Here is a 4,736-nt window from a genome sequence, read left to right on the forward strand (position 1 = left end):
GCCGCGGCCGCACTTGCCGCCGCCGGTGGCCGGCTGGTCACCATCTCGCCCGAACTGGCCGGCGGCGCAGCGGCGCTGGCGCAGCGGGCAGGCGGCCAGGCGCTGGTTGATGTCGATCTGGGGCTGAGCCTGTTGCTGGGCCTGGTGATCAGCATCCCGCCCGCACTTGCCGAAGCCTACCGCGCCGGCGGCGATGATCTCGCCACCTTGCTGGGCGGCAGTGGCCGGCTGCTGCCGATCCCGGCCACCTTCCTGCTCGATGGTGGCGGCATTGTGCGCTTTGCCTTCGTCGATCCGGATTTTCGCCGCCGGGCCGAGCCGGCGGTGGTGCTGGCGGCGCTGGGATCAGGCTGACGGGCTGTCCCACTGGCGGGCGCGACTGGCGCGCACGAAGCTTTCGGCAGCGAGGCTGCGGCGACGGCCCTGGATGCCGGCCAGCACCACGTCGGCGCTGATGTCCGCGCCAGCCACCCGCACGGCGCACATCGCCGGATCGCGCGGATCCGGCATGAAGCCGGTGCCCAGGCCGGCCGCGATCAGCCGCCTGAGCTGGCCAACATCGCGTGCGGCGTGGCGCAGGTTGAGATTGATGCCGACGATCTCTGCCATCTGGCGCAGCGCCGCCATGCCTTCGCAGGCATGATCGACCAGCGGCTCGCGGGCGAGATCCGCCATGTCCACCGCGTGCTGGTTGGCGGCCGGATGATCGCGCCGCACGACCATGCGATAATCATGGCTGAACAGCCGCCACGCCTCGAATCGTTCGGGCGCATCAGCCGGCGCCTCGATGATCATCAGGTCAAGCTGGCCGGCCAGCGCCTGGGCCAGCAGATCAGCGCTGGTGCCGCCCACCACATTCAGCTGCAGGCCGGGCATCGCTTCGCCCAGTTCGACCAGCACGGCATCAAGCGTGGCGGATTCAACCAGCGAGCACACGCCAAGCACCAGCGGCGCCACCTGGCCCTTGCCAAAGCCGCGCGCCAGCGCCTTGGCGTCCTCAGCGGCGCGATAAGTGCGTTCGAGATGCGGCAGCATCAGCCGGCCCAGTTCGGTCAGGTGCGTGCGGGCGCGCTCGCGCCGGAACAGCGGCCCGCCCAATTCCTCCTCCAGTTTCTGGATCGCCCGGGTGAGCGACGGCTGCGCCACGTTGCAGGCCTCGGCAGCGCGGGTGAAATTGAGCAGCCGCGCAGCCGACAGGAAATAGCGGATCTGATGCATCTCCATGATGTGCCCAACCTATCATTGCCGCACTGCACCACAAGGGGGCGGCAGCGGCCATAGCCTGCCCGCATCAAACCCATGCACCCTTGTTGCCTGTGCCGATGCCCCAAGCCCGGCGACATTAAGTCGTGTGAATGGAGGGCAGTCCATGACCAACGAGGTAAGTTCGGCAGATGTGCGGGTGCGAGAGCAGGTGCAAAGGCGAGCTGGGCCGGTCGATGCCACCGCGCACTGGTCCGCCCTGATGGCGCGCGGCCGTGCCGGCGATCGCCGCGCCTATGACGCGCTGCTGGTCGAAACCGGGGTCTGGCTCGGCCGCTATTTCCGGCGCCGGCTGCCGGCCGCCCATGTGGAAGATGCCGTGCAGGAAAGCCTGATCGCCCTGCATCACCGCCGCCATGATTTCGATTGCAACCAGCCGCTGCGGCCCTGGCTGGCCGCCATCGCCCGCTTCAAGTGGGTGGACCGGCTGCGCCTTATGGAGCGGGAACGCGCAGCGCCGCCGATGGACACCAGTGTTGCCAGCCACGAGATCGATATCATCGCCTGCCACGCCATGCGCGGCCTGCTGGCTGAACTGCGCCCAGCGCAGGCCGATGCGATCCGGCTGGTGAAGCTCGATGGCCTGTCGATCATCGAAGCCTCGACCGCCACTGGCCAGTCGCAATCGTTGATCAAGATCAACATCCATCGCGGCCTGAAACGGATCGCTTCCGGTTGCGGGGATGCGACCGACTGAGCTTTCAGTTCACTTGCAGGCCGATGTGCAGATCGGCGGTGGCATCGGGCCCGACCCACAGATCGAACAGGCCGGGATCGAGGACGGTGCAGCGTTCGCCGGCGTGCCAGTAGGACAGCATATCGCCATCGATGCGGAAACTTATGTCGCGGCTTTCGCCGGCAGCCAGCGTCACCCGCTGAAAGCCCTTCAATTCGCGGTCAGGCCGCATGGCGCGGCCGGCGCGCTGGTGGGTGTAAAGCTGCACCACCACATCGCCACTGCGGCTGCCGCTGTTGCGGACGCGGGTGGTGAGAGTGACGGCGCCGCCACGCTCCAGCACCGGCCGGTCAAGCTGCGGTGGTGCGAAGTCGAACTGGGTGTAGCTGAGGCCATGGCCGAACGGGAACAGCGGCGTTGACTCCAGGTCGTGATAGAGACTGTCGGCGCGATCGGGCGTGTGGGTGCGGGCGCGGGCATAGTGGATCGGCACTTGGCCGACACTGCGCGGCCAGGTGACTGGCAGTTTTCCGCCCGGGTTCACATCGCCGAACAGGGCGGCGGCCACCGCCGCGCCGCCGCGCGTGCCGGGGTACCAGGCCATCAATATGGCCGGCACGCGCCCGGTGATGCCGGTCAGGTCCAGCGGCCGGCCGGCGAGCAGCACCAGCACCACCGGTTTGCCGGTCGCCAACACGGCGTCGAGAAGGTGCATCTGGTCGCCGGGCAGGCGCAGATCGGCGGCAGACGCGCGCTCGCCGCTCTGGCTCTGCGCCTCGCCGAGCACGAGGATGACCTGGTCTGCGGCCTGTGCTGCCGCGACGGCACGATCGAACTGGTTGGCGGCGTCGTCCGCACTCCACGGCGTCACCTTGCCGCCAAAGGCCTCCAGGCCGGACGGGAAGGCGCGCAGCAGCTGCACGCCGGCCGCGGTATCAACCTGGGCAAGGCCGGCCAGACGTTCGCTGATGCCGCGCGCGACGGTGATGGTTTCGGCCTTGTCGGGCACGAACACCCAGGGCCCCAGCGTGTCGGCGATGGAATCGGCCAGCGGCCCGATCACCGCGACCCGCTTGGCCGCACCGGGCGCCAAGGGCAGGGCGCCGTCATTCTGCAGCAACACGAGGCTGCGCTCGGCCGCCATCTGTGCAAGCGCGCGATGCGCCGGCGTGGCCAGCACCTGGGCGGCTGCGGCTTCATCGACATAAGGGTTCTCGAACAGCCCGAGCCTGATCTTGGCGACCAGCACCCGCTCCACCGCGCGGTCGAGCACATCGGCTGGCACGCGGCCCTGCTCCACAAGGGCGGGCAGATGGGCAAAGGCGTTGGGCCCCAGCGCCATTTCCATGTCGTTGCCGGCGATCAGTGCGAGGGCGGCAGCTTCGGCGCTGTCGGGGGCGAAATGCTGGGCGACCTGATTCTCGACGCCATTGGCATCGGAGACGACGAAGCCTTCGAAGCCCAGTTCGCTGCGCAGCAGATCGTCGAGCAGGCCCTTGCTGGCCACCGCCGGCACCTGGTTCAGATCCATATAGGCCGACATGACATTGCCCGCCCCGGCCGCCAGCGCCGCGGCGAAGGGCGGCAGATAGACATTGCGGATCTCGGCGTCCGACAGGGAGACCGGCTCATAATCGCGCCCGCCCGGCGCTGCGCCATAGCCGAGGAAATGCTTCGGCCCGGCCAGCACGCGCCCCGGCGTGCCGATGTGGGGCCCCTGCAACCCGCGCACCTGCGCCGCGGCCATTTGACTGCCCAGGTGCGGGTCTTCGCCGGCGCCTTCGACGATGCGGCCCCAGCGCGGATCGCGGGCGATGTCGACCATCGGCGCAAAGGCCCAATGGATGCCGCTGGCCCGCGCTTCGGCGGCGGCGGCGGCCTGTGCCTGCTCGACGAGTTCGGGATCGAAACTGGCCGCCATGCCCAGCGGCACCGGAAAGATGGTGCGCAGGCCGTGGATGACATCAAAGCCGAACAGCAGCGGGATGCCGAGCCGGCTGTGCTCCACCGCCAGCCGCTGCAGCTGGTTGATGCGCGCCGGATCAGTGACGAACAACAACGAGCCCAGTTCGCCGGCGGCGACGCGGTCGTCGACGGGCGGCAGGAAGGGCACGGCAAAGGCCTGGCTCAGCTGCCCGGCCTTCTCGGCCAGCGTCATCTGCGCGATCAGCGCACGGGCGCGGGCGGTGGGATTGTCGGCCATGCGGGACTCCGGCTGCGATGGCGCATCACAGCGCAAGCCGGCCCGGGCCGCAACCCCGGCTAAGCGCAGGTCAGCCCAGCGCCCGCCAGCCGACGTAAAGTGCGGTCAGGATCACCATTGCGGCGAACAGGCGGCGGGCCAGCAGCGCCCGCCCGGCCAGCGCTGGCGCCAACCGGCGGGCCGCAAGCACGCCGATCAGGCCACCAGCAATCATCGCCAGCAGGGCAGGGGCGTCCACGCGCCCGGCGCCGGCATAGGTGCCGGCCGTCGCCACGCCAAACACCAGAACCGACACCAGCGATGATGCCGCCGCGTTGGCCAGCGTCATCCCGGTGGCTGCCATCAGGCCCGGCACGATCAGGAAACCCCCACCGATCCCGAAAAAGCCGGCGGCCAGGCCGACGATCAAACCGGCCGGCACCAGCTTCAACGTCATCGTCGCATCGAGCCGGACCGTGGGATCACCGCCGCTGCGCGGGGGGCGCAGCATCGCCAGCCCGACGGCCAGCATGGCCACGGCAAAGCCGCCCATCAGGGCCGCGCCGGCAATGCGCTGGGCCAGCGCCGCTCCGGCCAGAGACCCCGTCAGGCCGG

Annotated in this window: 4 protein-coding genes and 1 pseudogene; 2 read left to right on the forward strand and 3 right to left on the reverse strand. The window is 69.6% G+C overall.

Annotated elements, in window-relative coordinates; all coding sequences use genetic code 11:
- Positions 1 to 354, forward strand: a pseudogene (locus GJ693_RS17055) (hypothetical protein); the annotation flags it as partial.
- On the opposite strand, the gene GJ693_RS13965 reads toward GJ693_RS17055, so the two are convergent.
- Entirely contained in the window at positions 346 to 1,224 is an 879-nt protein-coding gene (locus tag GJ693_RS13965) for a LysR family transcriptional regulator (RefSeq protein ID WP_156256888.1), read from the reverse strand. The pseudogene GJ693_RS17055 and the gene GJ693_RS13965 sit on opposite strands and share 9 nt — an antisense overlap.
- A gap of 145 nt (positions 1,225 to 1,369) precedes the next feature.
- Between GJ693_RS13965 and GJ693_RS13970 the strand changes: the two genes are divergently transcribed.
- Positions 1,370 to 1,960, forward strand: coding sequence for a sigma factor (locus GJ693_RS13970; RefSeq protein WP_235902934.1), 591 nt, complete (start codon positions 1,370 to 1,372; stop codon positions 1,958 to 1,960).
- 4 nt (positions 1,961 to 1,964) lie between these two features.
- On the opposite strand, the gene GJ693_RS13975 is transcribed toward GJ693_RS13970, so the two are convergent.
- Both GJ693_RS13975 and GJ693_RS13980 read right to left on the reverse strand, forming a co-directional pair.
- Entirely contained in the window at positions 1,965 to 4,142 is a 2,178-nt protein-coding gene (locus GJ693_RS13975; protein WP_156256889.1) for a glycoside hydrolase family 3 N-terminal domain-containing protein, read from the reverse strand.
- Positions 4,143 to 4,212: 70 nt separating this feature from the next.
- Positions 4,213 to 4,736, reverse strand: a 524-nt coding sequence (locus GJ693_RS13980) for a sulfite exporter TauE/SafE family protein (RefSeq protein WP_156256890.1), incomplete at its 5' end; no start/stop codon positions are given.

The organism is Sandarakinorhabdus oryzae (assembly GCF_009733735.1).
Classification (GTDB): domain Bacteria; phylum Pseudomonadota; class Alphaproteobacteria; order Sphingomonadales; family Sphingomonadaceae; genus Sandarakinorhabdus; species Sandarakinorhabdus oryzae.

What these genes read in the sequence shown, in the direction of transcription:
- GJ693_RS13965 (WP_156256888.1), bottom strand. Translation starts at nt 1,224, where the DNA reads ATGGAGATGCATCAGATCCGCTATTTCCTGTCGGCTGCGCGGCTGCTC.
- GJ693_RS13970 (WP_235902934.1), top strand. Translation starts at nt 1,370, where the DNA reads ATGACCAACGAGGTAAGTTCGGCAGATGTGCGGGTGCGAGAGCAGGTG.
- GJ693_RS13975 (WP_156256889.1), bottom strand. Translation starts at nt 4,142, where the DNA reads ATGGCCGACAATCCCACCGCCCGCGCCCGTGCGCTGATCGCGCAGATG.